This window comes from Clostridium folliculivorans, from assembly GCF_024341905.1.
Classification (GTDB): Bacteria; Bacillota; Clostridia; order Clostridiales; family Clostridiaceae; genus Clostridium_AR; species Clostridium_AR folliculivorans.
In genome coordinates, this window is record NZ_BQXY01000006.1 from 291,927 (window position 1) to 317,987 (window position 26,061).

Annotated in this window: 19 protein-coding genes and 2 riboswitches; of the genes, 16 read left to right on the top strand and 3 right to left on the bottom strand. The window is 31.4% G+C overall.

What is annotated here, in order from left to right:
- Positions 1 to 147 precede the first annotated feature (147 nt).
- The 5 genes from OCU55_RS17650 to OCU55_RS17670 all read left to right on the top strand — a co-directional run bounded on the left by OCU55_RS17650 (position 148) and on the right by OCU55_RS17670 (position 8,657).
- A complete protein-coding gene (locus tag OCU55_RS17650) occupies positions 148 to 1,425 on the top strand; it encodes a helix-turn-helix domain-containing protein (RefSeq protein ID WP_261853605.1) in 1,278 nt (425 codons plus the stop codon).
- A 76-nt stretch (positions 1,426 to 1,501) separates the two neighbouring features.
- Positions 1,502 to 1,645, top strand: a complete 144-nt coding sequence (locus tag OCU55_RS17655; protein WP_261853606.1) for a hypothetical protein — start codon at positions 1,502 to 1,504, stop codon at positions 1,643 to 1,645.
- 855 nt (positions 1,646 to 2,500) lie between these two features.
- The gene (locus tag OCU55_RS17660) at positions 2,501 to 4,459 is read left to right on the top strand and encodes an endonuclease MutS2 (protein ID WP_261853607.1); all 1,959 of its coding nucleotides are present in this window, start codon (positions 2,501 to 2,503) and stop codon (positions 4,457 to 4,459) included.
- Positions 4,460 to 4,567: 108 nt separating this feature from the next.
- Positions 4,568 to 4,671: riboswitch (purine riboswitch) on the top strand.
- Positions 4,672 to 4,799: 128 nt separating this feature from the next.
- Positions 4,800 to 6,200, top strand: coding sequence for an NAD(P)/FAD-dependent oxidoreductase (locus OCU55_RS17665; RefSeq protein WP_261853608.1), 1,401 nt, complete (start codon positions 4,800 to 4,802; stop codon positions 6,198 to 6,200).
- Positions 6,201 to 6,902: 702 nt separating this feature from the next.
- Positions 6,903 to 8,657, top strand: a complete 1,755-nt coding sequence (locus OCU55_RS17670; protein ID WP_261853609.1) for a helicase-related protein — start codon at positions 6,903 to 6,905, stop codon at positions 8,655 to 8,657.
- 50 nt (positions 8,658 to 8,707) lie between these two features.
- Here OCU55_RS17670 and cobC read toward each other — a convergent pair whose 3' ends face one another.
- Entirely contained in the window at positions 8,708 to 9,319 is a 612-nt protein-coding gene (gene cobC / locus OCU55_RS17675) for an alpha-ribazole phosphatase (protein ID WP_261853610.1), read from the bottom strand.
- 525 nt (positions 9,320 to 9,844) lie between these two features.
- Here cobC and OCU55_RS17680 point away from each other — a divergent pair.
- From OCU55_RS17680 to clcA, 6 genes are all read left to right on the top strand, one after another.
- Entirely contained in the window at positions 9,845 to 11,824 is a 1,980-nt protein-coding gene (locus OCU55_RS17680; protein ID WP_261853611.1) for an APC family permease, read from the top strand.
- A 160-nt stretch (positions 11,825 to 11,984) separates the two neighbouring features.
- Positions 11,985 to 12,095, top strand: a riboswitch (SAM riboswitch).
- Between the two features lie 327 nt (positions 12,096 to 12,422).
- Entirely contained in the window at positions 12,423 to 13,286 is an 864-nt protein-coding gene (locus tag OCU55_RS17685) for a homoserine O-acetyltransferase/O-succinyltransferase family protein (protein ID WP_261853612.1), read from the top strand.
- Between the two features lie 17 nt (positions 13,287 to 13,303).
- Complete coding sequence (locus OCU55_RS17690; RefSeq protein WP_261853613.1) at positions 13,304 to 14,527, top strand: homoserine dehydrogenase; 1,224 nt, start codon at positions 13,304 to 13,306, stop codon at positions 14,525 to 14,527.
- Between the two features lie 170 nt (positions 14,528 to 14,697).
- Positions 14,698 to 15,831 (top strand): glycoside hydrolase family 88 protein, encoded by a 1,134-nt coding sequence (locus OCU55_RS17695; protein ID WP_261853614.1) that lies wholly within the window; start codon positions 14,698 to 14,700, stop codon positions 15,829 to 15,831.
- A 53-nt stretch (positions 15,832 to 15,884) separates the two neighbouring features.
- Positions 15,885 to 17,696: a DUF2264 domain-containing protein gene (locus OCU55_RS17700; protein WP_261853615.1), complete on the top strand. Its 1,812-nt coding sequence runs from the start codon at positions 15,885 to 15,887 to the stop codon at positions 17,694 to 17,696.
- A gap of 250 nt (positions 17,697 to 17,946) precedes the next feature.
- Complete coding sequence (gene clcA / locus OCU55_RS17705; RefSeq protein WP_261853616.1) at positions 17,947 to 19,515, top strand: H(+)/Cl(-) exchange transporter ClcA; 1,569 nt, start codon at positions 17,947 to 17,949, stop codon at positions 19,513 to 19,515.
- A gap of 34 nt (positions 19,516 to 19,549) precedes the next feature.
- On the opposite strand, the gene OCU55_RS24075 is transcribed toward clcA, so the two are convergent.
- Entirely contained in the window at positions 19,550 to 19,672 is a 123-nt protein-coding gene (locus OCU55_RS24075; RefSeq protein ID WP_427847070.1) for a multicopper oxidase domain-containing protein, read from the bottom strand.
- A 71-nt stretch (positions 19,673 to 19,743) separates the two neighbouring features.
- Between OCU55_RS24075 and OCU55_RS17710 the strand changes: the two genes are divergently transcribed.
- The 5 genes from OCU55_RS17710 to OCU55_RS17730 all read left to right on the top strand — a co-directional run bounded on the left by OCU55_RS17710 (position 19,744) and on the right by OCU55_RS17730 (position 25,310).
- Complete coding sequence (locus tag OCU55_RS17710) at positions 19,744 to 20,652, top strand: tRNA 2-thiocytidine biosynthesis TtcA family protein (protein ID WP_261853617.1); 909 nt, start codon at positions 19,744 to 19,746, stop codon at positions 20,650 to 20,652.
- A 142-nt stretch (positions 20,653 to 20,794) separates the two neighbouring features.
- Positions 20,795 to 20,929, top strand: a complete 135-nt coding sequence (locus tag OCU55_RS17715; protein ID WP_261853618.1) for a hypothetical protein — start codon at positions 20,795 to 20,797, stop codon at positions 20,927 to 20,929.
- A 557-nt stretch (positions 20,930 to 21,486) separates the two neighbouring features.
- Entirely contained in the window at positions 21,487 to 22,998 is a 1,512-nt protein-coding gene (locus OCU55_RS17720) for a spore germination protein (protein ID WP_261853619.1), read from the top strand.
- Between the two features lie 34 nt (positions 22,999 to 23,032).
- Positions 23,033 to 24,241, top strand: a complete 1,209-nt coding sequence (locus OCU55_RS17725) for a Ger(x)C family spore germination protein (protein ID WP_261853620.1) — start codon at positions 23,033 to 23,035, stop codon at positions 24,239 to 24,241.
- The gene (locus OCU55_RS17730) at positions 24,222 to 25,310 is read left to right on the top strand and encodes a GerAB/ArcD/ProY family transporter (protein ID WP_261853621.1); all 1,089 of its coding nucleotides are present in this window, start codon (positions 24,222 to 24,224) and stop codon (positions 25,308 to 25,310) included. Before OCU55_RS17725 ends, OCU55_RS17730 begins: the two co-directional genes overlap by 20 nt.
- A gap of 56 nt (positions 25,311 to 25,366) precedes the next feature.
- Here OCU55_RS17730 and OCU55_RS17735 read toward each other — a convergent pair.
- On the bottom strand, positions 25,367 to 26,061 hold a 695-nt coding region (locus OCU55_RS17735), incomplete at its 5' end, for a collagen-like domain-containing protein (RefSeq protein ID WP_261853622.1).

The window sequence follows — 26,061 nt, forward strand, 5'->3', positions numbered from 1 at the left end:
GAGTAAAAAATAAGAATTATAACAGCAAAATGATAAAATAATTAACCGATAAATAAATAAATGGTGATTTTTTTGGAGAGTTGGAATATAATTAATTGTATATATACATAAAAATGTTAATTTTACATAAAATGGGGGGCGGTTCAGGTGGATTTTTATAATCCTAACGAAAAAATAAGGCTCATAAGAAAGCAGCTTGGAATTAATCAGTCACTTCTAGAAGATGTTAATATGACTAGAGCATTTATCAGTATGATGGAAAGTGGCAAAAGAAGAATAAGCAGAAGAAGTTCTGAGTTATTGGCAAGAAAATTCAATTCGATAGCTAAAGAAATGTCTATTAATATAAATCTAGATGATGAATATTTTTATAGAGTTCCTGAGGAAGATGCAAGGTTTTACTGTGAAAATGAACTTTCAAAAGATAAAATCAGTCATGAAGAGCTTAATGAAATTATAGAAGTGGCAAAAACATATCAGTTAAGGGATATATTAATTAATATATATAAGGCTAATGGGGAGAGATATTTTGCTGAAGCAGATTATATGAATGCCTTTACTAACTTTAGCAACTCATTAGGAAAATGTAAGGAAATTAATGAAAATTCATTGCAGCCTTATATTTATAATGCTATGGGCGTTTGTAAAATTAGGAGAAATGAAGATGAAGAGGCAGTTTTTTATTTTAGTCAAGCCTTATGGTATGCAAAAGAACAAGAGAATGATTTGTATTTTATAAAAGCTAGTTACAATTTAGCTTTAGGGTATTCAAAAATCAAAGAATATGAGAAGTGTCTAGAAGTCATTGAAAACAATATTGTCGGAAAGGATATAGATGAAGAAAGCGAAGATTTGCTAAAGGCGAGAATATTAAAAGCTAATACTTATCTAAGGATTGGTAAAAAAGAAGAAGTTCTTCGCGAATACCTAATAATAATTAATACCCTAAAGGAAACTGATATAGATACACTATCGATGATTTACAATAATATTGCAGAATATCACTACAAAAATGAACAATTTGAAGAAAGTTTAAAATATATTGATAGAGCTCAAAAATTAAGAAGCAGAGAGTCCATTTCGATTGTTTTAGATACAAAAGGAAAGATATTCTTGAAGCAAGGGCTATATAATGAGAGCATAATGATATTGGAATTAGCTGTAAGTTTTGCAGAGGAATACAAACAATTCGCAGTTTTGTTTGAAATATATAAAGATTTAATAAAAGTATATGAATTTATAAATGATTTAGAAAGGATAAAAGAAGCTGCGCAGATGCTCTTGGATACTTTAGATAAAAATAATATTGATAAGGGCAGAACCTACGCCTTATATAAGCTTATAGAAATTAGCACAACAGAAGGAAATATTGAGGAAAGTCTTAGGTTATTACATAAATTAAAACCTATGTTGATAAGTGAATAAGAATATTGGTTATGTTTAAATTTTAGCAATGATATTAAACATAATTTAAATAAATATATTTATGAGGTGGTTAATAATGAAAAATAAATTTACAAAGTTAGTTTTAGCAACTGTATTAATTGGGATGTTTGTGATGCCAACAATAAACACTATAAGCCATAATAGCAATTTAGGACAAATAACAATAAATATGATTGCTGACCCAGAACCAAGTTTATAAAAATAAGGTTAAAAAGTGTTGAAATTTCCATTTTGCAAATGCTATAATTAACTTATCTTAAAGTAACAAGGAGAATGTTTATGAATGCTGAGGTTTCAAACTAAGTAAATTGAATATGGTCTAAATTTTGCAAAAAACGCCTGATTTTAGGCTTATTTGTGTTGCAGTTTTAGACATGACTTAGTGAAACATCATAAGCAGCATTCTTTTATAAGGTATATGTGGCTGTGCTTGTGCACAGCTTTTTTTACTGTTAAGAAAACCATAAAGTTTTTGAGTTAGCTAAAACTAGATATTTAAATGAATTCGGAAGATTTTTATGGCTATACAGTAAAAAATAAAACTTATTCTCCTGTCAGATTTTCCTCATTTGCGTTTGGAAATGCATATGTGTAAAAAAGCTCACTGAAGAAGACCGCTTCAGCAACTTTTTAAGTATTTAAGGAAATCAGTAAGGAAGATTAGTAAGAATTTATCCCTTTATATAATGAAATGTATAGCTGTAAGTGAAGAAGTTTTTCACTTGCAGCTTTTTTGCTGTATATGGATGTACCACTTCGTAATGAAATTTATTATTTTTAAATTCTATCACCAGAAGCCGTGAGAGTTTTAAAAATAGATTGCGGTTCGAAATGGTACATCTATAGAAAATTAAAAGCTATATAAATTGTTTTATTATTGTCTAAAAATTGCAAATGAAATTCAGATTAGTGCTTTTTGTTTCATAAAGATTACAAAAACTTTAAGTTAAATATTAAACAAAATCCTAGGAGGAATGAGATATGAGCATTGTAGGTAAACAAATTAATGGGGAAAGAGAAGATAGAAACTTTAAAAATATTGGAGGAATAAAAGTTGAATAATAAAGCAGTTGAAATATTAGAGTTTAATAAAATAAAAGAATTATTAAAGGAATTCGCATTATCAGATTTGGCTAAAGAAAAGATAGATAAGTTAGAACCATATATGAATATAAACATTGCTAAAAGACATATGAGAGAAACAACAGAGGCAAGAGAAATAGTAAATATAAGTTCAAGTATTCCGATTCATAGTTTAAAAGGAATAACTATTATTCAAGAAAAGCTTAAAAAGGGGATGATACTTTCTGCTGAAGAGCTTGAGTCTATAGGTAATTTATTAAAAGATGTAAGAAGGCTTAAGAACTTTATGAAAACAAAAGAACAAGTGGCGCCATCAGTAAGTTCCTATGGTTTATCCCTATATGAAATGGAAGAGGTAGAACAGGAAATTGAACAATCAATTTCTAGGGGCATGGTAGATGATAGAGCGAGCAATAAGCTTCAAAAGATAAGAAAAAAGATATTTATTTTAGAAGAGAGAATTAAATCTAAGTTAGATAATATCTTAAGAAATGATAAATACAAAAGTTATATTCAAGACTCATTAGTAAGTCAAAGAAATGGAAGATATGTTATTCCTATTAAAAGTGAGCACAAGAGAAATTTTGATGGCAGTGTTCATGATAAGTCTCAAAGTGGATCTACTGTATTTATTGAGCCAGCTGAAGTAAAGAAATACCAAGATGAACTTGAGGGTGAAAAGTTTGAAGAAGAAAAAGAAGTGTATAGAATTCTGTCAGAGCTTACTGCTAGGGTTGCATCCTATGAACGAGAGCTAAATATAAATATCGATGGAATGAGCTATTATGATTTTCTATTTGCAAAAGGAAGATATAGTAAGTCTATAAATGGAAATGAGGTTAGCTTCAATTCTCAAAATATAATAAAGATAAACGCAGGAAGGCACCCACTGCTTGGAAATAATGCTATTCCTTTAGATTTCGCTATCGGTGAAGCCTATAAAGGACTTGTAATTACAGGACCTAATACAGGTGGAAAAACTGTAGCCTTAAAGACAGTTGGTCTGTTAAGCATGATGGCTCAGTCAGGGCTTCATGTTTCCGCAGGTAAAAATAGTGAGTTTGCGATGTTAGGAGATATATTAGCAGATATAGGTGATTGGCAGAGCATTGAACAGAGCTTAAGTACTTTTTCTTCCCATATAAAAAATATTATATCTATTCTAGATATGGCAGATAAATATACCTTGGTAATATTAGACGAAGTTGGGTCAGGAACGGATCCGGGAGAAGGTATGGGCATAGCTGTAGCTGTATTAGAAAGACTTTATGAGAAAGGCTCAATTATCTGTGCTACTACGCACTATAATGAAATAAAGGATTTTGCTAAAGATCATAAAGGTTTTATAAATGGTTCAATGGAATTTGATATAAATACTCTTAAGCCAAAGTATAAACTTAATATAGGAAAACCTGGTGAAAGTAATGCGTTTTTAATAGCGCTTAGACTAGGAATGGATAACAAAATAATAGAAAGAGCACATGAAGTAACTTACAAGGAAAATAAAGATTATGCTGGTATATTTTTTGACCAAAAGGTTCTACAAAAAGATGAGGTGGAAGAAGAGAAGGAAAGACATTATCAACAAGTTTCAAATATAAAATCTTCTAACAAGATCAATAGAAAGATAGAGATACAAAAACAAAGTCAGAAGCCCCTTTTTGAAATAGGCGATTCAGTATTTATTAGCTTTATGAATAGAACAGGCATAGTATGCGAACAAGAAAATTCAAAAGGTGAATACGGTGTAATGGTAATGAAAAAGAAAATAAAGATTAACAAAAAGAGACTTTCTAAATATATTAGTAAAGGTGAGCTTTATCCCGAAGATTATGAGTTTGATATAGTGTTTAAAAGTAAGAAATACAGGAAAGTAAATAAACTTTTAAATAAAGGAAAAATAGATGGATTAGTACTTGAAGAAGAATAAATAATTAGTTATTTGGTAATAAAAAGTTAACATTTATTGTTAAATAAAACTGTTGTATTTTTTGATATTTTATTGTAAACTTTCGTATTGGGAAGAATATTATTGCTAATAAGTTAAATAATGTTCACTTATATAAATCTAGTAATATGGGCTAGATGTATCTACCGAGCTACCGTAAAAAGCTCTTGGCTATAAGTGTTATATAGATGAACCACTTCATAATTAAATTTATATTTTCAAAACTTCTCTCGGAATCTAGCGGAGTTTTAAAAATAGATTTCGGATCGAAGTGGTACATCCAAAAACACAGTCATCAGTTATTTTGAGGAGGATGGTTATTATGAAATATGATATCATTATTGTAGGTGCAGGCCCATCGGGAGTATTTACAGCATTGGAACTAGTAAGACAAAATAAAGATAAGAAAATCTTAATTGTTGAAAAAGGAAAAAGTGTAGATAAGAGACATTGCCCGAAAGAAAAAACAAAATACTGTGTAAATTGCAAGCCTTATTGTCATATAACTACAGGGTTTTCTGGGGCAGGGGCTTTTTCAGATGGAAAGTTGTCTCTAAGTTATGAGGTTGGTGGAGATCTGCCAGAACTTATAGGAACAAATGTAGCTCAAGAATTTATAGATTATACTGATAATATATATTTGGAATTTGGAGCTGATCCTAAAATTGAAGGACTTGGTCATGAGGAAGAAGTAAAGGAAATAAGAAGAAAAGCTATAGAAGCAGGATTAAAACTAGTAGATTGTCCTATTAGACACCTTGGAACTGAAAAAGCTCATGAACTTTACTATAGAATAGAAAACTATTTAATAGATGCAGGAATAGAAATAAGATTTGATACATTAGTGACTGATTTGATAATAGAAGATGGGGAAGCTAAAGGTATTAAGTTAACTGACGCTTTGACAAGATTAAAGAATGAAGAGATATTTGGGGATAAGATTATTGTTGGTACTGGAAGAAAAGGTGCTGACTGGCTTAATGATATGTGTGTTAAACATGACATAAACCATTATGCTGGAACTGTAGACATAGGAGTTCGTGTAGAACTAAGAAATGAGGTAATGGAAAAAGTTAATGAAGTTCTTTATGAATCAAAACTCATTGGCTATCCAGCACCTTTTAAAAATAAAGTTAGAACCTTCTGCCAAAATCCTGGTGGTTTTGTTGCTCAAGAAAATTATGATGACAATCTAGCAATAGTTAATGGTCATTCATTTAAGGAAAAGAAATCAAACAATACAAACTTAGCTATACTAAGTTCTCATAATTTTTCAAAACCATTCAATCAACCGATAGAATATGGTAAAAAGGTAGCTCAACTTGTAAACATGCTTGGCAATGGAAAGATTTTAGTTCAAAGATATGGGGATATATTAGACGGAAAGAGAACTTGGGACTATGAACTGGATAGATCAAATGTAAGATATACATTGCCAGATGCTGTAGCAGGGGATTTAACCTCAGCTATACCTTATAGAACTATGACTAATATACTTAACTTTATCCAAGCTATGAATGTTGTAGTGCCAGGTTTTGCAAGTAGTGAAACTTTATTATATGGACCAGAGATAAAGTTTTATAGCAATAAGATTACTTTAGATGAAAAATTTGAAACTAATATAAAAAATCTTCATTGCTTAGGAGACTCTAGTGGATGGACAAGAGGGCTTATGATGGCATCAGTCATGGGAGTGCTAATGGGAAGATATCTTTGTGAATAATAGAAGAATAATTAAAATTTAGGCTGAGAATCTTTTCTCAGCCTAAACTTATATTTAAGAGTATTGTTATTGAAATTAAGTGGTTATGCATAAGATGCTATATAAGCGAGCTGTTAGAATTAAATGATTTTTTCAGATGAATAACTACTTAATTTCAGCACCAAGCTTTAAGTTTTTATAGAATTAATGCGTTTAATTGTATTGAAAGTTTAAGTTTGTGGAAAATTAGAACTACAGTGAAATTATTGTTTGTGTTTAATAATATTATTAGTTTTAAAGCATAGCTTAATCTATGTCTTAAAGATTAGAGTAAGAATATAAAAAGTATATCCGTTAGTGAATACATGAAGTTGCTTTCTAATGGGAAAACTTGATAAAATAGTATTGAAACAGTTGCTAGGTATTTATAGATAAACTAGTTCCAAGTAGAATTTATAAAGCAAGTTATATACCATTAATAGTCAAGTTGATATCTAATACATTTTTAATTTATAGAACTGGGATATCTATATATACAAAGTGGGATAGTGGTAACATAAATATTTGAGTAAAGTAGTAAATGAGCAATTAAATATTTATAAAAGATAACAATATAACAAGATAAGAAAGTACAAATATAAAAATATAAAAAGATCAAAAGATAAAAAGATAAAAAGTTATAGGAAATATGCGGGTTTTGACGTCAGTATAGGGGTGAATTAAATGAAGAGAGCAGATGAGAGAAATTTTAGAAAGATAAAGAATCAAATTCAACAAATTGATGAAATAGTAAGACATACTAAAACTAATGCATTATGGGAACATGAAGCTTCAGTTAGAAAAAAGATTAAGGAGCTAAGTCAGTTTAGAAGAGAAGAACTTAGAGATTATGATAAAGTATATGAAGGATATGTAGATGTTTTAAATTATATTTCTGAGAGACTTCTTGATGATTATAATAAAAAGAATAATTCGTCTTTCGATTTTTATTCTATTGTAAGAAATAATTTTGAAAGCTATGTTAGCTCAGGAATTATAAGTGTTCTTATTGCAGAGCATATACCAAAGATAATATCAGAAGAGTTTGATGAAGTCTTTCCTAGAAATCCCAAGGATGAATACAGAAGAGCTAGAGCTATGAAAAGAAGGATATTTTTACATCTTGGGGACACTAATACTGGAAAAACCTATAATTCAATGCAAAGATTAAAACAATGTGAAAAAGGGATATACTTGTCTCCGCTAAGAATACTGGCATTGGAAAATTATGAAAGACTTAATAACGAAGGCATAAAGTGCAACCTTATGACTGGTGAGGAAGAAATAATACATGAAGATGCGAAACATATTTCTTGCACAATAGAGAAACTTGATATAAATGAACAATATGAGATAGCTATAATAGATGAAATTCAGATGATAGATGATGATCAGAGAGGGGCTGCCTGGACTCGAGCGTTGCTTGGGCTTAGATGCAAGGAAATACATGTCTGCGGCGCAAAAAATTCAAAAGAGCTTCTACTTGAAATACTTGAAGATTGCGAAGATGAATATGAGATAATCGAATATAAAAGACAGATTCCTTTGATAGTGGATGAGAAAGCTTTCACATTAAAAGATATCAATCCAGGTGATGCACTTGTTGTATTTTCAAAAAAGAGAGTACTAGAGCTTGGTATGCATTATTCTTCTTTAGGTATGAGGGCAAGCTTGATATATGGAGATCTTCCTCCTGAAGTAAGAAGAAAGCAATATGAAAGCTTTATAAGTGGCAGCAGTAAGATATTGATATCTACTGATGCTATAGGCATGGGCGTTAACCTTCCAATAAAGAGAATTGTATTCATGGATATAAAGAAGTTTGATGGAAATGAAATTAGATTCCTTAAAAGTCAGGAAGTAAAGCAAATAGGTGGTAGAGCAGGAAGAAAAGGAATTTATGATGAAGGTTTCGTTGCTTGCAGTGGAAATAACCAGAATTTTATTGAAGAAAATCTTTTAGTAGAAGACCAAGTAATAGAAGAAGCAGTTTTAGGACCAAGTGAAGAAATATTAAAAATAAAAAGCTTATCTTTAAGAGAAAAATTAGCATTGTGGAGTACAAAAAAAGAAAAGATACACTATTATAGAAAAATGGATGTTAGTGAATATTTAGTTATTCTTGATGCAGTAAAAAGCTATAAGATACCAGAAGAAAAGCAATGGAAGCTTATGAGAATTCCTATAGATATATCAAACGAGGATATAATGAAAGCTTTTATAAATTATGTGGATGAACATTTTGTTGCTAAAATCGATACACTGACAAAGCCAGGTCTCAAGTTTTATGATTTAAAAGAACTGGAAAATTATTATCAAAAAATCAACTTATATTACTCGTTCTCAAGAAGTTTTAAGCTTGAATTTGATGAAGAGTGGGTGTATGAAGAAAGAAAAAATGTAAGTGAAGAAATTAATAAGATATTATTAAACTTATAGAAACAGCCTAATGATTTAGAACAATCATTAGGCTGTTTTTACAGAGAATTCTAATTTTCAGTAAAGTTATAGTTTGAATTTACAGCTAAAACCTTAAAGGAATTTTTATCTTCAACGTATTCTATCACGCTTATACTACCGTTTGGGATATCTAGTGCGGCTCTATTTTGAAGAGGTATTTGCAAAATAGTACATAAGATGACTTTAATAACGGCACCATGAGACACCATAACTATATTACTATTATTGTTAGGCAAAAGAGAATAGAGTGCCTTAAAAACTCTTTCTTTAAGCTCTAGATAAGATTCGCCCTCAGGTGGAGCAATACCTGCAATGTCTTTTGACCAAGTTTCTAAAAATTCTTTATACTCAACTTTTATTTCATCCCATGTTTTTCCTTCCCATTGTCCAAGATTAATCTCTTTAAATTCATTTATAATATCTACATTAATATTGAGCTTCTTAGCAAGAGGTTCTGAAGTTTTAAGAGCTCTTTTTAAAGGGCTTGAATATATTTTTTTTATATCACAATTTTCTAAAGTCTCAGCAACATTATTAGCTTGTTCTAGTCCTTTAGAATTTAATTCCTCATCTTTACTTCCTTGATATCTAAAGCTTTGATTCCATTCTGTCTGCCCATGTCTTATTAAATAAATAATCATATACGTATCACCTCTTTTTTATGAAATCAGTTAAGAATGCTACATTATATAGTTAAGATAAATAATTTTTAATATTTTACATAAAATAAAGACACTTACTCTTAATTATATTTCTTATATAAAAGAAAATTAAATTAATATTATTATCTTAAAAATGAACGAGTTTTATTAATTATTTAATTATATAATAAGTTTATAAAAAAGTACAACTGGCTTATACCAACCGGTTAAATGTTTTCATTTATGAGAAAAGTGTGTTGGCATATAATATATGTCAATTTAAATAAGATTATTTACTTTAAAATTATGAGAATACAAAAAAATAGTACATGCTAAATTTGGCGTTATTAGACGGTTTTCGACTATAAAAGGGTAATTAGCATAAATAGAATCATTACATCTTGCAATATGTTAATATATTATGAATTTAAATCAATTTAAGCAGTTTGAAGCTTAGAACTCACACTGATATAATACAAAATTGTTCCATTAATAATTTAGAAATATTTTCGGGAGAGGATACTTATGGAAAAGATAAAAAGGAAGGTAATTGGTGAGCCCTTAAAATCATCACAAATCACACATGAAAAGTTTAGTGTATTCAGAGGTCTGCCAATATTATCATCTGATGCAATTTCTTCAGTTGCATATGCTTGTGAAGAAATACTTATAGTACTCATTCCAGTAATGGGGATACTTTCATACAAGTATTTGATATATGTTACTGCGGCAATAATTGCATTATTATGTATTTTGATTTTTTCTTATAGACAAACAATTGACAGTTATCCTAAAGGTGGAGGTTCATATATAGTTTCAAGGGAGAACTTAGGTGTAACACCAAGTTTATTGGCTGGTGCGTCACTAACCACAGATTATATATTGACTGTGGCAGTAAGTTCCACTGCTGGTGTTGCTGCTATAACTTCAGCATTTCCGGTACTTTTAGAATTTAGAGTTCCGTTAACTTTACTTATAATAACTATAATGACTGTTGGTAATTTAAGAGGAGTTAGGGAATCAGCTAAGTTATTCAGCATACCTACATATTTCTTCTTGTTTATTAGTTTATTAATGATAGCAGTTGGTGTTATTAAATATCTTATATACGGATATGTTCCGATTGAGACAGCTCAAGTAGCACAAATGCAAAACACAATTGGTGATATGACATTATTCTTGTTCTTGAGAGCTTTCGCAGCAGGTTGTACAGCTCTTACAGGTATAGAAGCTGTTAGTGATGGAGTTGCTAACTTCAAAGCACCTGCAACTAAGAATGCGAAAAGGGTACTAAGTTTATTGTTTTTAATAGTTGTTGTTATATTTGGCGGTGTGTCTTACCTATCAACAATTTATCATACAACAGCAGGTGGAGATAGAACAGTTATATCTCAGATTGCTGGTCAAGTTTTTGGACAAAATAGTTTATTGTTCTTCGTGATGCAATTTGCTACTACTTTAATTCTTATAATGGCTGCAAATACAGCATTTTCAGATTTTCCATTGCTGCTTTCCTTTATAGCTAAAGATGGATTTGCACCAAGACAGTTTGCTAAAAGAGGAGATAGATTAAGTTTCTCTAATGGTATAATATTACTTGCAGTTGCTGCTGCTATATTGGTTATTGTATTTAAGGGTGAAAATCACTTAATGTTGCCTCTATATGCGATTGGTGTATTTATATCATTTACTTTATCCCAAAGTGGTATGGTAATGAGATGGATCAGAACAAAAGCACCAGGTTGGAAGCATAAAGCTTTTATAAATGGTTTAGGAGCTACAATAACATTTATAACTTTGATCGTGATATCTATAGTTAAGTTTAAGCATGGAGCATGGGTCGTTATAATACTTATCCCATCGTTAATGCTTCTTATGAAGAGAATAAGAAGACATTACGCTAAAGTGGCTAGACAACTAAGCTTAGATAATAACTACTTCCCAGTGTTTAATAGTAATGCTGCTAAAAGATTTATAGTTCCAGTAGGAGCTTTAAATGAGGCTGTTGTAAAGACAATAAACTATGCAAAATGTTTATCTGATGATATAACTGCTTTCCATGCATCTACAGATGAAGAAGAAACAGCAAAGCTTCAAGAAAAGTGGGATAAATATGAAATGGGAATTCCACTTATAGTGAGAGAAGTTGATTATAGAGAAGTTGTTAATCCATTAGTAGATTTTATAGAGAATGGTGACTTTAGACAAAGCAAAAAAGATATGGTTACTGTTGTTATCCCTCAGTTTAATGCAGAAAAATGGTGGGGAAATGCACTTCATAACCAAACTGCAATGTTCTTGAGAAGTACATTACTTAAGAGAAGAAACATAGCTGTTATATCTGTTCCATTTATTATAGAAAATGATTATGATACACAAAACATGGAAAAGGTATTAGAAGAATATACAGACAAAGAATGTTTTAAATGTAAGGAGACAGAAAAAGCTCAAGAAAAAAAGTGTGAAAGTGAAAAAACTGAGCAAACAGATAAGAATAGTAATTAAAGAAAATAATAGAAAAAAAGAGAAAAGTGATAAGAAATAGAGATAATAGGAGAAAACCGCAGTTAAGGTCTAGTGGGTTTACTCCTATTATCTTAATTGGATATTTGAACCTATAGACTTTTCTTGTATAATTATAGCAAACATAATTGAATATTTAGGTCTTTTATCAAGAACGGTGGAGGGACTGGCCCTTTGAAGCCTAGCAACAGCTAGCAGTCATTAGCTAGAATTGTGCTAAATCCTGCAGGATTATATTCCTGAGAGATAATAGATATATGCTAAACACATTGAAATTGTATATTTGCAATGTTTTTTAAGCTATTTCTCTATCTCTATAGAAAAATAGCTTTTATTTTTTATTCAGCATTTTTCAATAGAGATAGTTTTAGAGATATACTAGTTCGAATTGAAATCTATTTTTAAAACTCTCACGGCTTTTGGCGAGAGGATTTTGAAATATAAGTTTTATTACGAAGTGGTACATCTATAACGGATTATTTTATGATAGAAGACTACCTATGATTTTTTGAAATCATATTAGGTGGTCTTTTATTTTACTATTTTATATAGATTTCAAATTTGGGGAGGTAAGGCAGGTATGACTATATACTGTAAATCAAAATTAATGGGAGCAGATTTAATAAAATATAATAAAAATATTGTAATAGACAGAGTTGAAAAGAACTTACCTAAAATAGGAATTCTAAATTTAATGCCAAATAAGTATGAAACAGAAAGGCAGCTTTTAGAATTGCTATCTAGAACTTCTTTAAGTATAGAGGTTAAGTTTATAAGGCTTGTTACACATGAATGCAAGTCTGTTCCAAAAGAATACTTAATTGAAAATTATGAAGCTTTTAATGATATTAAAAATGAATTGGATTGTTTAATTGTAACAGGAGCACCAGTAGAAAAATTAGATTTCGAAGAAGTATCTTATATAGATGAGTTAAATGAAATACTAAACTTTGCTAAGGAGAATAATAAGAAGTCCATATTTATATGTTGGGGAGCTCAAGCGGCATTAAATCATTATCATGGAATTCGTAAAGAACTTTGTGATAGAAAAGTTTTTGGGATATTTGACCATAAAAAATTAGAAAACCACTGGATTCTAGAAGGTATAAGCAATGATCTTTTTGCTCCTCATTCTAGACATACAAAACTAGTAAGTGCAGATGTAGAAGCTTGTAAGGCTTTAAAGGTTATAGCAAAATCAGATGAGGCAGGAGAATATGTAATAATTGATGACAATTCTTTATATATACTAGGGCATTGCGAATATCATAAGGAAACTTTGAAAAATGAGTATTTTAGAGATTTGAACAAGGGATTACCTATAGATATACCAAAAAATTATTTTGTAAAGAATGATCCGTACAATGACATAATTGAAAGCTGGAAAGAAGATGGAATAAGGTTATATGATAACTGGCTTAAAAATTTTATAGTAGGATTTTAATGAAAAGGGAGGCTTATATGAAAAAGATAGCGGTATTAGGTTATGGTGTGGTTGGAACAGGACTTATAGAATTAATAGAAAAAAACAAGAATAGAGATGGAGAAGCTGAAATCCAAGTTGAAACAATATTAGTAAAACATAAAGAAAAGCATCTTAAGAAAAAATTAAGTGACAAGATAACAGATGATTTTGAGGACGTCTTTTCTAAGGAGTGGGATATACTCGTAGAGGTTATTGGGGGAATAAATCCTGCTTACCAATATGTAAAGAGAGCTTTAGCACTTGGAAAACATGTGGTTACTGCTAACAAGGATTTGATTGCAGAATATGGTGATGAGCTTTTTCAATTAGCAAAGGATAACAGAGTTTCGTTAAAATTTGAAGCTTCAGTTGCAGGGGGAATACCAATTATAAAACCTCTTACTGAATCCTTAAGTGGTAATGATATAAGAAGTGTAAAAGGTATAATAAATGGGACTACTAATTTTATACTTTCGAAGATGTATGAAGAAGGTGTAGAATATGAAGAAGCTCTTAGAGAAGCACAAGTGCTAGGTTTTGCTGAAGCGAATCCCGATTCAGATGTATTAGGATATGATGCTGCTAGAAAGCTTGCTATCCTTTCCACCTTAGCCTTTAAAAAGAGAGTTTTTTGGAAGGATATAGAGGTAGAAGGTATAACAACTATAGATAGTAAGGATTTTGCATATGCAAAGAGAGCAAACTGTAAAATAAAGTTATTATCTTATAGTAGAAAGGAAGAAAATAAGGTTTTTGCTTCTGTAAAACCAGTTTTGATAGATAGTGAATCTGATTTTTACAGAGTAAACAATGAAGTTAATTCAGTTATTGTTAGTGGAGATGCTGTTGGTGAATTAGTATTTAAAGGTAGTGGAGCAGGTATGCTTCCTACAGCATCAGCTGTATATGGAGATATTATTGATCTAGCTTTTAATAAAAATAGCATTGTAATAAATAGCTTCTCAGAAGATAAGTTTAATTTAGAGTCAAATCTAAAAGAAAGAGTTCAAAGTCTTATTAGAATTCATACAGATAATAAGGAAAATCTTATTAAGGAATTGAATGATAGATTTTTAGCTGCTGAGTTTATTGATATATTCGATAATGAGATAGGTCTGTTAGTTGATGGATATACAGAAGGTGAGATAGAAGAAGGCTTAATTTTATTAAAGAAACTATCCTACGTGAACAATGCCAAAAAAATACTGAAAGTAAGTTAGTGAAAAGTCAACTGAATAAAGTTGACTTTTTTTACTGCAAATGAAAGTATAAAGGTTTTATTTAAATATATTGAAAAAGCACTGCAAATCTAAAAAAAGTGACATTGTAAATACCTGAAACAATCTTATAATTTAGAAGTGAAATACATTGTAGAAGGGAATTTAATATTATGGATTATAAATTGAATAGTGAAGATAAGATATGGTTAGAGAGAACCTTTGATAAAATTCAGTATAAGATGTATGCTCAATGTCAACGAATAGGTGATATTATACCTTATATTTCAGAAAATGGAGTATACGATGATATGGGGGAAAGAGATATTACGTGGTGGACAAATGGATTTTGGAGTGGAATACTATGGCAAATATATAATGCAACCAAAGAAGAAAAATATAAAATAGTTGCTGAGAAAGTAGAAAAAAGATTAGATAAAGCTTTTGAAAGCTTTGATGGATTGCATCATGATGTAGGTTTTACTTGGCTTCACTGCTCTATAGCAAACTATAGGCTTACTGCAAATGAAAAGTCGAAAATTAGAGGCTTACATGCAGCAAATTTACTGGCTGGCAGATATAACCTTAGGGGAAAGTTTATTAGATCATGGAATAGTGATCATACTGGGTGGGTTATAGTGGACAGCATGATGAATATTCCAATACTATATTGGGCAAGTGAAACCTTTGATGATCCGAGATTTAAATTCATAGCGGAAGAGCACGCTGAAACCGTAAGAAAGAAAATAGTTAGAGAGGATGGCTCTTGTAATCATATTGTTATTTTAGATCCATTTACAGGAGAGCTGATTGATAATCCTGCAGGGCAAGGATTTGAAACTGGTTCTTCTTGGTCAAGAGGACAGGCTTGGGCTATTTACGGATTTGCTTTAAGTTACCATCATACAAAGAATGAAGTTTATCTTGAAACTGCTAAAAAGATAGCTCACTATTTCATTGCTAATGTAGCTAACACAGGTAATATTCCGCTTTGTGATTTTCGTTCTCCAAAAGAGCCAGTGAAATTTGATACTACAGCAGGTGTTTGCGCAGCCTGTGGCTTACTTGAAATAGCAGAGGGTGTTCCAGAATTTGAAAAGGATTTCTATGTGAACTCAGCTATATCTATACTAAAAGCTATAGAAGATAAATGCTGTGATTGGGATATTGATAGAGATTCTATAGTTAGCCATGGAACTGTTGCTTATCACGATGAAAATGGGCAGCATGTTAAGCTGATTTATGGAGACTATTTCTTTATAGAAGGTGTATTGAGGCTATTAAATAAAGATCTTTTCATGTGGTAATTAAAAAGTTTGAAAGGGGTTTATAAAGGGTTTAGAAAAATAAGGGGGATTCTATGAGTACTATAGAAAATAGATCTGATTTAGTAAAATTGACAGAAGAATTTTTAAAACCGATTATGAGTAAGTTTTCAGAAGGGAATGCATACTTGAATTTTGGAGTTACAGAAGCTCACTATGGCAAAAAAGTTGCTGGGTTTGAGGCTTTTTCAAGACCTTTGTGGGCAGTGTTCTTTAGTTTGGCAAGTGGAGAAGAATTAAAAGAACTAGGCTACTTTATTGAAGGAATTAAAAATGGTACTAATCCCAATCATAAGGAATATTGGGGTGAAGTTAAAGATTATTCTCAAAAGTTAGTTGAAATGGCCGTCTATGGTGTAGGGCTAATAATGGCTGGGGATAAGTTGTTAGCTTATTTCAATGAAAAAGAAAAAGCAAATTTTTTAAATTGGCTTAGTGTAGAGATACAGAGGGAAGTTCCTGATAACAACTGGCATTTTTTTAGAATACTTGTTTCTATAGGGCTAAAAAAAGTAGGATGGAATTTTAATAAAAAGGTTTTAGAAGATAGCTTGGAACGAGTTGAAGAATTTTATATAGGTGATGGCTGGTATTCAGATGGATTAACTAACCAAAGGGATTACTATATATCCTTCGCAATGCATTTTTATGGTCTTATATATGCTAAGGCTATGAAGAATGAGGATTCTGATAGATCTAAAATATTTAAGAGAAGAGCATATATCTTCGCGAAAGATTTTATTTACTGGTTTGATAAGGAAGGAAAAGCATTGCCTTTTGGAAGAAGTTTAACTTACAGATTTGCACAGTGTGCTTTTTGGAGTGCTATGGTAAATGCAGATTTAAGGCCTTATTCGTTAGGCGTAATGAAGGGGATTATACTAAGACATTTAAGATGGTGGATAAAGCAACCTATACTTTCTGATGATGGATTATTAACCATTGGATATGGGTATGGAAATATATCTATGGCTGAAGAGTATAATGCACCAGGATCTCCTTATTGGGCTTTTAAAAGTTTTCTGATATTGGCACTGAAGGAAGATAGTGAATTTTGGCAAGCGAAAGAAGAACCATTGCCAAGAATTGAAGAAATACATGTAATAAAGCCTGCATTTATGATATTAAATCACGATGAAGGTTCAAAACATGTGTTTTGTATAACTTCAGGACAATATGCAGATTTTGAACCTAATCATACGCAGGAGAAGTATACAAAGTTTGCATATTCCAATCACTTTGGCTTTAACATATCTAAAGATAACTATGGCATAGAAAAATTCGCCTTTGATTCTTGTTTAGCGTTTAGTGAAAGAGACAATTACTATAGAACTAGACGTAGATGCGATAAGATTAAAATAGAAGGAAATACTATTTTTTCAGAGTGGCATCCTTGGGAAAATGTCAGGGTACAAACCTGGTTAGTTGCTTTGGGGCAATGGCATATAAGAGTCCATAAAATTAATACTAAGAGAAAGCTTGATATCATAGAAGGAGGATTTCCGGTAATAGCATCTGAATTACGAGATATATGTATAGAGAAAGAGTATTTTATCTGTAAGGGAGAAAATGGAGTTTCAGCAATAGTAGATTTACTTAATAACAGAGAGGTATTATGTAAGTATACGCCTCCAAATTCTAACGTTATGTATCCAAGCAGAATGAGAATTCCAGGATTATATGCCTCTGTTGATGAAGGCGAGCGTCTGTTTGCTACAGCGGTGTTGGCTCATCCTGATGAAAATACTTTTGATGAGTTATGGAAGTTTAAACCTAGTATGACTATACTTAATAGTAATATTGAGATTACTTATAAGGACGAAATAATCAAGTTATTATTAACTTAATATCTATAAGGTTTTGCTAAAGTCAAGGGTGGATATAATATTGTAAAATTATATATAGATAATACATTTGTAAGATTGTAAACTAATAAAAGGATTGTCTCATGAACTTGATTTGTTAATGGAACAGTCCTTTTTGTGTTTGTAAATAAAATAGGATAAATATCATCTTAATACCCGTCCGTTGCGTTATGATAAATTAAGTACTATAATGTAAAAGTATTTTCATAATTATAAATGGAGATGAATATTAATGACGGATAATAATAAAAATAATGCCTACAATACTATATCTCACTGGCAAGACTTTAAGATTAAAATCATGCTAGAAGGTATTATTGTAGGTGTTTTTTCAGGCTTATTGGTTGTGTTTTATAGGGTAGCTCTAGAAAAAGCTGAGGAATTTAGAAATAAATTAATAGTAGCTCACTCTTCAAATTTATTAGTAGATATTATATGGTTTTTAGCACTAATAATCTGTGCAGTAATTGTAGGAAAAATGGTACAAGATGAACCTATGATAAGCGGTAGTGGTATTCCTCAAGTAGAAGCAGTACTACGTGGAAGACTTAAGATGAAATGGTTACCTGTGATTATTAAAAAATTTATTGGCGGAGTAATATCTATAGGAGCAGGCCTTTCATTAGGACGTGAGGGCCCTTCCATTCAACTAGGAGCTGCAGTTGGACAAGGATTCAGTAGAATATTTAAAAGACTTAAGGTTGAGGAAAGATATCTTATTACAAGTGGAGCTAGTGCGGGGCTATCAGCGGCTTTTAATGCACCTCTTGCTGGAGTGATGTTTGCATTAGAGGAAGTGCATAAACATTTTTCCCCTTTAGTTTTATTATCAGCAATGTCTGCGTCTTTGACAGCAGACGTAGTTTCAAGATATTTCTTTGGGTTAAGTCCAGTGTTTAACTTTCAACATATAACTTTGCTGCCATTGGATACCTATGGGTATATAATAGTATTGGGTATTATAGTCGGTATGTTTGGAGTAGTATATAACTATACTCTTATTAAGACGTTAAAGATATATGAAAATCAAAAGTGGCTTCCAGCAAAGTTTAAAATGGTGATACCATTTATATTGGCGGGAATACTAATGATAGTTTTACCAGTTGCTTTAGGTGGAGGACACTCCATAATAAATGAATTGATATCAGGCAATTTTACAATGAAGATGCTTGTTGTAATTTTAGTAATAAAATTTTTATATTCTATGATAAGTTTTGGGTCTGGAGCTCCCGGGGGCATATTCTTCCCCTTATTAGTACTAGGAGCTCTTACAGGAAGTATTTATGGAAAGGTACTTGTTCACTTTTTTTATTTAAATCCGATGTATATAAATAATTTTGTAATATTAGCTATGGCTGGATATTTTGCAGCTATTGTAAGAGCACCAATTACAGGAAGTATACTGATAACGGAAATGACAGGTTCTCTTACTCATCTATTATCTTTGAGCATTGTATCAATTGTAGCTTATATTGTAGCAGATTTATTAAGGTCTGAGCCTATATATGAATCGCTACTTCAAAGAATTCTTAAAAATGAAGGTAATCATAATCAATCGGAAGATTATGCAAATAAGATTATTTTAGAAATACCAGTATTTATGGACTCTGAAATAGAAGGAAAGCAAATAAAAGATCTAAGCTTGCCTGAAAAGTGTTTAGTTGTAGCAATAAAGAAAGGCGAGCAAGAAATAATCCCTAGAGGAGATACCATAATTTCTTCAGGAGATTTCCTTCATATCCTTGTAAGTGAAAGTGGTGCAGCAGAAATAAATGAATATTTAACCGATATGGGAAGATAGATAACAAAGGGTTACATTAATTTTAATTACTGAGTCATGAAGTATCTAATTCATCAACTGAAACTACTACAAAGTCATGACCGTGGATATGCATTGAGTGAGAGTTGATTGATGATATTAGACTTTTAAAATAATTAATATTTAAGGAGCAAAACAATCTAATATAGAAAAATAATGATAAAAGGTGTTATAATATTTTGTACGAAATTATTATAATGAGGTGAACATATGAGCGGTATAGCTGGAAATGGATGCGAGATAGTTGTTCCATTTAATGAACGAAAGTCACTTGATGAGATAGAAAGAAGTCTTAGAAAGACTTATAAGAAAAATATATGGTCAAAGTTTGTAAGAGCAATTAAAGATTTTAAGATGATAGAAGAAGGAGACAAGATAGCAGTAGCTATATCAGGCGGTAAGGATTCTATGCTTATGGCTAAGCTTTTCCAAGAGCTTAAAAGGCACGGACAGATGAATTTTGAACTTGAATTTATTGTTATGGATCCTGGATATCACCCTCAAATAAAAGAATTGCTTATAAGTAACTGTGAACATCTTAATATACCAATAACAATTTTTGAGTCAGGTATATTTGATATAGTAGATAAGATAGCACAGGATTATCCATGCTATATGTGTGCGAAAATGAGAAGAGGAGCACTTTATAACAGAGCAAAGCAATTAGGCTGCAATAAGCTTGCCTTAGGACATCATTACAATGATGTAATTGAAACTACAATGTTAAACATACTTTATGGAGCTAGTTTTAAGACAATGCTTCCAAAATTAAAGTCTGATAACTTTGAAGGTATGGAACTTATAAGACCTATGTACTACGTTGAAGAAACATATATAAAGAGATTTACTCAGAATGCTGGAATATGGCCACTTAATTGCGCATGTATGGTTGCTGCAAAGAAGGTTGGAAATAAGAGATACGAAATAAAAGAAATGATCGAAAACTTGAAGAAGGATTTCAAGGATGTAGAAAAATCTATATTCAATGCTGCTAAGAACGTAAACATGAATTCCATAATAGGATGGGAAAAAGATGGTGTAAAGTACTCGTATTTAGATGAATATAATGACAATGTTATTGGTGAGAGTTTAGAAGATGGTGAAGATAAAGAAATGTAAAGCTTACAAATTTTAAATTGAATTAAAACGTACTAGATAAGTTGTGAATTTTTATTTTAAAATGAAGTAGTTTATCTATAATACAATTATGATATAGTGGGATAATAACTTTTGAAAAACATATTGTTTAAGGAGGGTTATTATGGCTACTAAAAAGAATAAAGATAAAAGCAAACAAGTTGATGGAAGAATAAGTATGGAGATCCAATCGGATGTAGTTCATGAACATACATCTCATACAGATAATCAACCTAAAGCTAAATATCAAAAAAAATAATATATCTTTTAAAGAAGTCATTTTTAAAATGGCTTCTTTTTTATTCTTTGGACCATTTATAACTTAATTATAGCTATAAATATGAGTAACTACTTAAAACATAATGTGATTTAAAGAATAAAAAAGAATAATATGTTGCCTGCCAAATTTTCCTCATATACATTCGGAAAGGAAGATGCGCAAAAAATCACTGAAGAAAGCCACTTCAGTAATTTTTTTACCAAAATTGGCCTTGAATAACTAATATCCTTATTGGATATAATTACAATTGTATATTTTACGGAATGAAATTTACTGTTGTAATAATTATAGAAATTTCTTATATATGTTGGATTTTAATTTTAATTTCATATTGTAGATACTTATAATAAAAAAGTATGCTGCTTTAGGTTCATGCAGTTAAGAAAGTATATAAAGAATGTTTTAGTATAGGAAATTTGTATATTAAGACTGAATTTATATTTAATTGGCAGACTATGAATCTATAGTTTTTTATATGTATAAATTAGCAACCGAAGCTGGAAAATCATAGCAGTACAATTAGGAGATGCATATAAATGGAAGATAGAGTAGTATCAACTCAATTAGATAATAATAAAAATTTCATAAAAGGTAAGCTTGGTGGCAGTGGAGATGTAATGTATAGGGAGTTTACGATACCAATGTTTGGGGATAAAAATGCATTGGCTGTTTATATTGATGGTTTGGTTGGTGCTAAAGAGATAGACGACATCCTACTAAGACCACTTATGTCCAGAAAAAATGAAAGCATAAATCCTCAAGAAAATAATTCATTAGATCAATTGATAAGTAAAGGGATTATATCTAAATCCGTTAATACATCAAAAGATTTTGAGAAACTCCTCGATAGCTTATTAGCTGGAGATACTATTGTTTTTATAGATACTATAGATCAAGGTATGATTATATCAACTCGTGGATTTCAGATGAGAAGTTTAGCAGAACCAAGTAATGAAGCCAGTATAAGAGGGGCTAAAGATAGTTTTATAGAAAGTATTAGAGCTAATACTGCATTAATTAGAAGACGAATTAGGGATTATGACTTGAGATTTGACTCGTTAAAAGTAGGAAAAAGAACTAAAACTGATATTGCTTTAGCTTATATAGATTCTATTGTAAATAAAGACGTGTTAAAAGAATTAAATGATAGATTAAATAGAATTGATATAGATGCTGTTTTGGATAGTGCATATATAGAGGAAATGATAGAGGATTCTCCTTTTTCTTTATTTCCACAAATTGAAGTAACTGAGAGACCAGATAAAGCATGTGCTTCAATACTAGAAGGAAAAATAATTATAATTGTTGATAATAGTCCCTTTGTATTAATATTACCAGTTGTGTTTTGGCAATTCTTTCAAGCATCGGATGATTATTACGAGAGATTTCAAATAGCTACTTTTCTAAGATGGTTAAGAGTATGTGCATTGGTTATGTCAATGACACTTTCATCTATATATGTTATGTTAGTTTCTTTCCATCAGGAGATGTTACCAACACCATTAGCTTTGAATATTGCCTCATCTAGGGAAGGTGTACCTTTTCCATCAATTTTAGAAGCATTGTTTATGGAAGTTATGTTTGAACTTATGAGAGAAGCAGGGTTACGCATGCCTAAACCAATAGGTCAGGCTGTAGGGATTGTTGGAGCGCTTGTAATTGGGGAAGCTGCAGTTAATGCAGGTCTTGTAGGACCACTACTTGTTATTATGGTAGCAGGCTCGGCAATAAGTTCCTTTGCAATACCTGCTTATAGTACTTCCTATTCATTACGATTAACGAGATTTTTTATTCTTATTTGTACTGGAATATTTGGAATTTTAGGATTCTTGGGCTCAGGTATCTTTATAACACTTCACTTATTATCACTACGTTCATTTGGAGTGCAGTTCCTAGGGACATTAGATCCAGTACTTTCTAGAGGAAGAAGGGATACGTTGTTTAAGGCACCTTTATGGGCTATGAAAAAACGATCTTCTATTTATGGATCACAAGAAGCGTATAGGCAGTCTAAGGAAGGAAATAAACCAGAGAAGCCAAAAAAATGATTTGGTATATGCATTTAGAAAGTGGTGATTACATATGAAGAAGCTTAGAGGATTATGTGTGATTTTAGAGATATGTATAACTGCAACGCTTTTTCAAGGTTGTTGGGATATGAGAGAAATCAATGAGTTAGGGCTAGTTATGGCTGTTGGCATAGATAAAAAAGGTGAAGATGAGTTTTCAGTAACCGTACAAGTGGCAAAACCTAATGAAGCTGGTGGAGGGAATAAAGGACCAAGTGGTGAACCTATATGGGTAGGAACAGCGGATGGTAAGACGATTTTTGATGCAATAAGAAATGTTGCAAAGATGTCTTCTAGAAGAATCATGTGGGCGCACAACAATATTATCGTAATTGGAGAGAATGTTGCAAGAGATAGTATAACTCCAGTTGTAGACTTTTTCACACACAATAGTGAATTAAGAATGAAAACATGGATAGCTGTAGTAAAAGGAGAAGCGAGACCATATATTGAAGCAAAGACAGGTATGGAAAGTATTCCAGCATTATCTTTAGCTAGACTATTCAAATATGGTGAGTTACCTGCAAAGAGTATTAAATCTGATATGCTAACAGTTTTTAGGGATTATAAGAGTGATTCACAACAACCAATCATATCTCAGTTAAATATGGTCACTAATGCTTCTAAGAAAGACACTCAAGTAGAGCTAGCAGGTTCAGGAGTATTAAAAGATGATAAACTAGTAGGTTTCTTAACTCCAGATGAAACAAGAGGAATTAATTTTGTTAGGGAAAAAGTTAAAAGTTCCGTAGTATCAGTTGCTTTAACCTTGTTAAACAATAAAAGGGTTACAGTAGAACTTCATGATATTAAAACAAAAATTAAATCTACAGTTGTTGGTGATGCACCTCAAGTTGTGATAGATATTAATGCTATAGGGGAGATTACTGAACAAGATGAAGTATCCAATGTATCAATAGATATATTTAAAAAAGAAGTAGAAAATTTAATACAAGCAAAAATTAAAGGTGATACTGAAGATGCAATAAAAAAGCTTCAAACAGAATTTAATAGCGACGTAGTTGCCTTTGGAAGGTTTGTTCATATACAAAATAAAGAGCAGTGGGATAAAACTCTTAAATATAAGTGGAACGAAACTTTTAAAAAGACTGCAGTAAAAGTAGATGTAAAAATAAATATTGATTCAAGTTCTTTATATCAAATACCAATTCAAAACGAAAAAGCTAATGGAGGAGAAAAGGTTGAAGGCAAAGATAAGTAGGTTACAGTATTTTTTTATGATTCCGAATCTTATTTACGGGAAGGCTATAGGGATAACTTCGGGAATAGTAGTAAGGAAGATAGGCGGAGATGCCTGGAGTGCTATGTTAATTGGCTTTCTAATAGGGACTTTAATCGTGATGCTAACTAGTATAATTGCAATTAGACTTGGCGAAGAGAGTATAGTACAATTTACAAGAAAAGCAATGGGGCCAAGATCTTCATATCTACTAGGTATAATATTAGGTATATATTTTGCTGTAGCTTTCACTATCTCTTCAAATGTTCTTATGTTACATTTGAAAGAATATCTACTTCCTCAAACACCATTTCTAATGCTATGTATAGTATACATAGCATTATGTACATATGGTGCATTGTTAGGAATAGAAGTAATAATTAGATTTTCTTTTTTTGGATTCATAATGACCATGTTAATAAATATAACTATGATACTTGGGACCTTTAGGGATTTTAAGGTTCAAAACTTGCTGCCAATATTTGATAGAGGAATATTAGCCAATATTATAGCTAGTCCATATGTCTTTCTTGATATATCAATGATTATATTATCAATGCTAATAATATATCCAATGCTTAATAATAAGAAGAAGATTACTAAAATAACAGTATGGGGTACCCTCCTAGGGATAATTAGTGTTATAATATGGCCTGTTTTTGAGACAGGAGTCCTTGGCGCTGATGTAATGAAGCAATTTGTAGTAGTTTGTATGCAACAGGTAAGAAGTGCAGAATTAACGCAGTATTTACCTAGATATGAATTAATAATGGTAAGTTTTTTTGTTTGGGGACTTTTCGTGCAGTCAGTTGTGATGCTGTACTGTTCAATGTATAGTTTCAAGCAATCAATAAGAGTAAAAAAGGATCCGCTAATATTGATACCATTAGCTATAGTGTGTGTATTTATTACTAATTATCAAGGAAAAGATCATAATGATTATATAAAATTTCTGGCTAATATATGGACGCCCGTATCTGTAATTTTAGGTGTAGGGTTCCCCCTAGTTTTAGCAATAATAATGATTTTAAGAAGAAGAAAATTACAATAAGGATAAATACGCAAAAAAATCGCTAAAGATTGCTGCTTTAGCGATTTTTCTATTTATTATCTATCTAATTTAGTTAAAATCAATGATGCGGATACGGAGTTAATTGAATTTAATATTATTGGGCTTTCTGAGTTGTTAATTAATTCTACTGTTTCTGAAGTAGATAGTGGAATTATAGCCTGACCTACAATAAGGTTGGTATCAGTAGGGGTAGAATAAACTGTTGTCGAAATTATTTGAGTACCATTAATTCTAAGTGCTATACTTTGAAGATTAACATCTGCAGCTATAACTATAAATCTAGCTTCATATAATCCTGAAGTCACAATTGATACAAAAGTTGAAATAGGTGTAAATCCAAAACCGTTTTGAACTGCTCCGTTGAAAGCAACTGGAGAACCTGGATTTACTACTCCGCCTATATTATTGAAGAAATATCCAAAAGCCACTAAACCTAGACCAGAGGCTCCAGTAGCACCGGTAACTCCGGTAACGCCAGTAGGACCAGTAACGCCAGTAGGACCAGTAACGCCAGTAGGGCCAGTAACGCCAGTAGGACCAGTAACGCCAGTAGGACCAGTAACGCCAGTAGGACCAGTAACGCCAGTAGGACCAGTAACGCCGGTAGGACCAGTAACACCAGTAGCTCCGGTAACGCCAGTAGGACCAGTAACGCCAGTAGGACCAGTAACACCAGTAGCTCCGGTAACCCCGGTAGGACCAGTAACACCAGTAGCTCCGGTAACCCCGG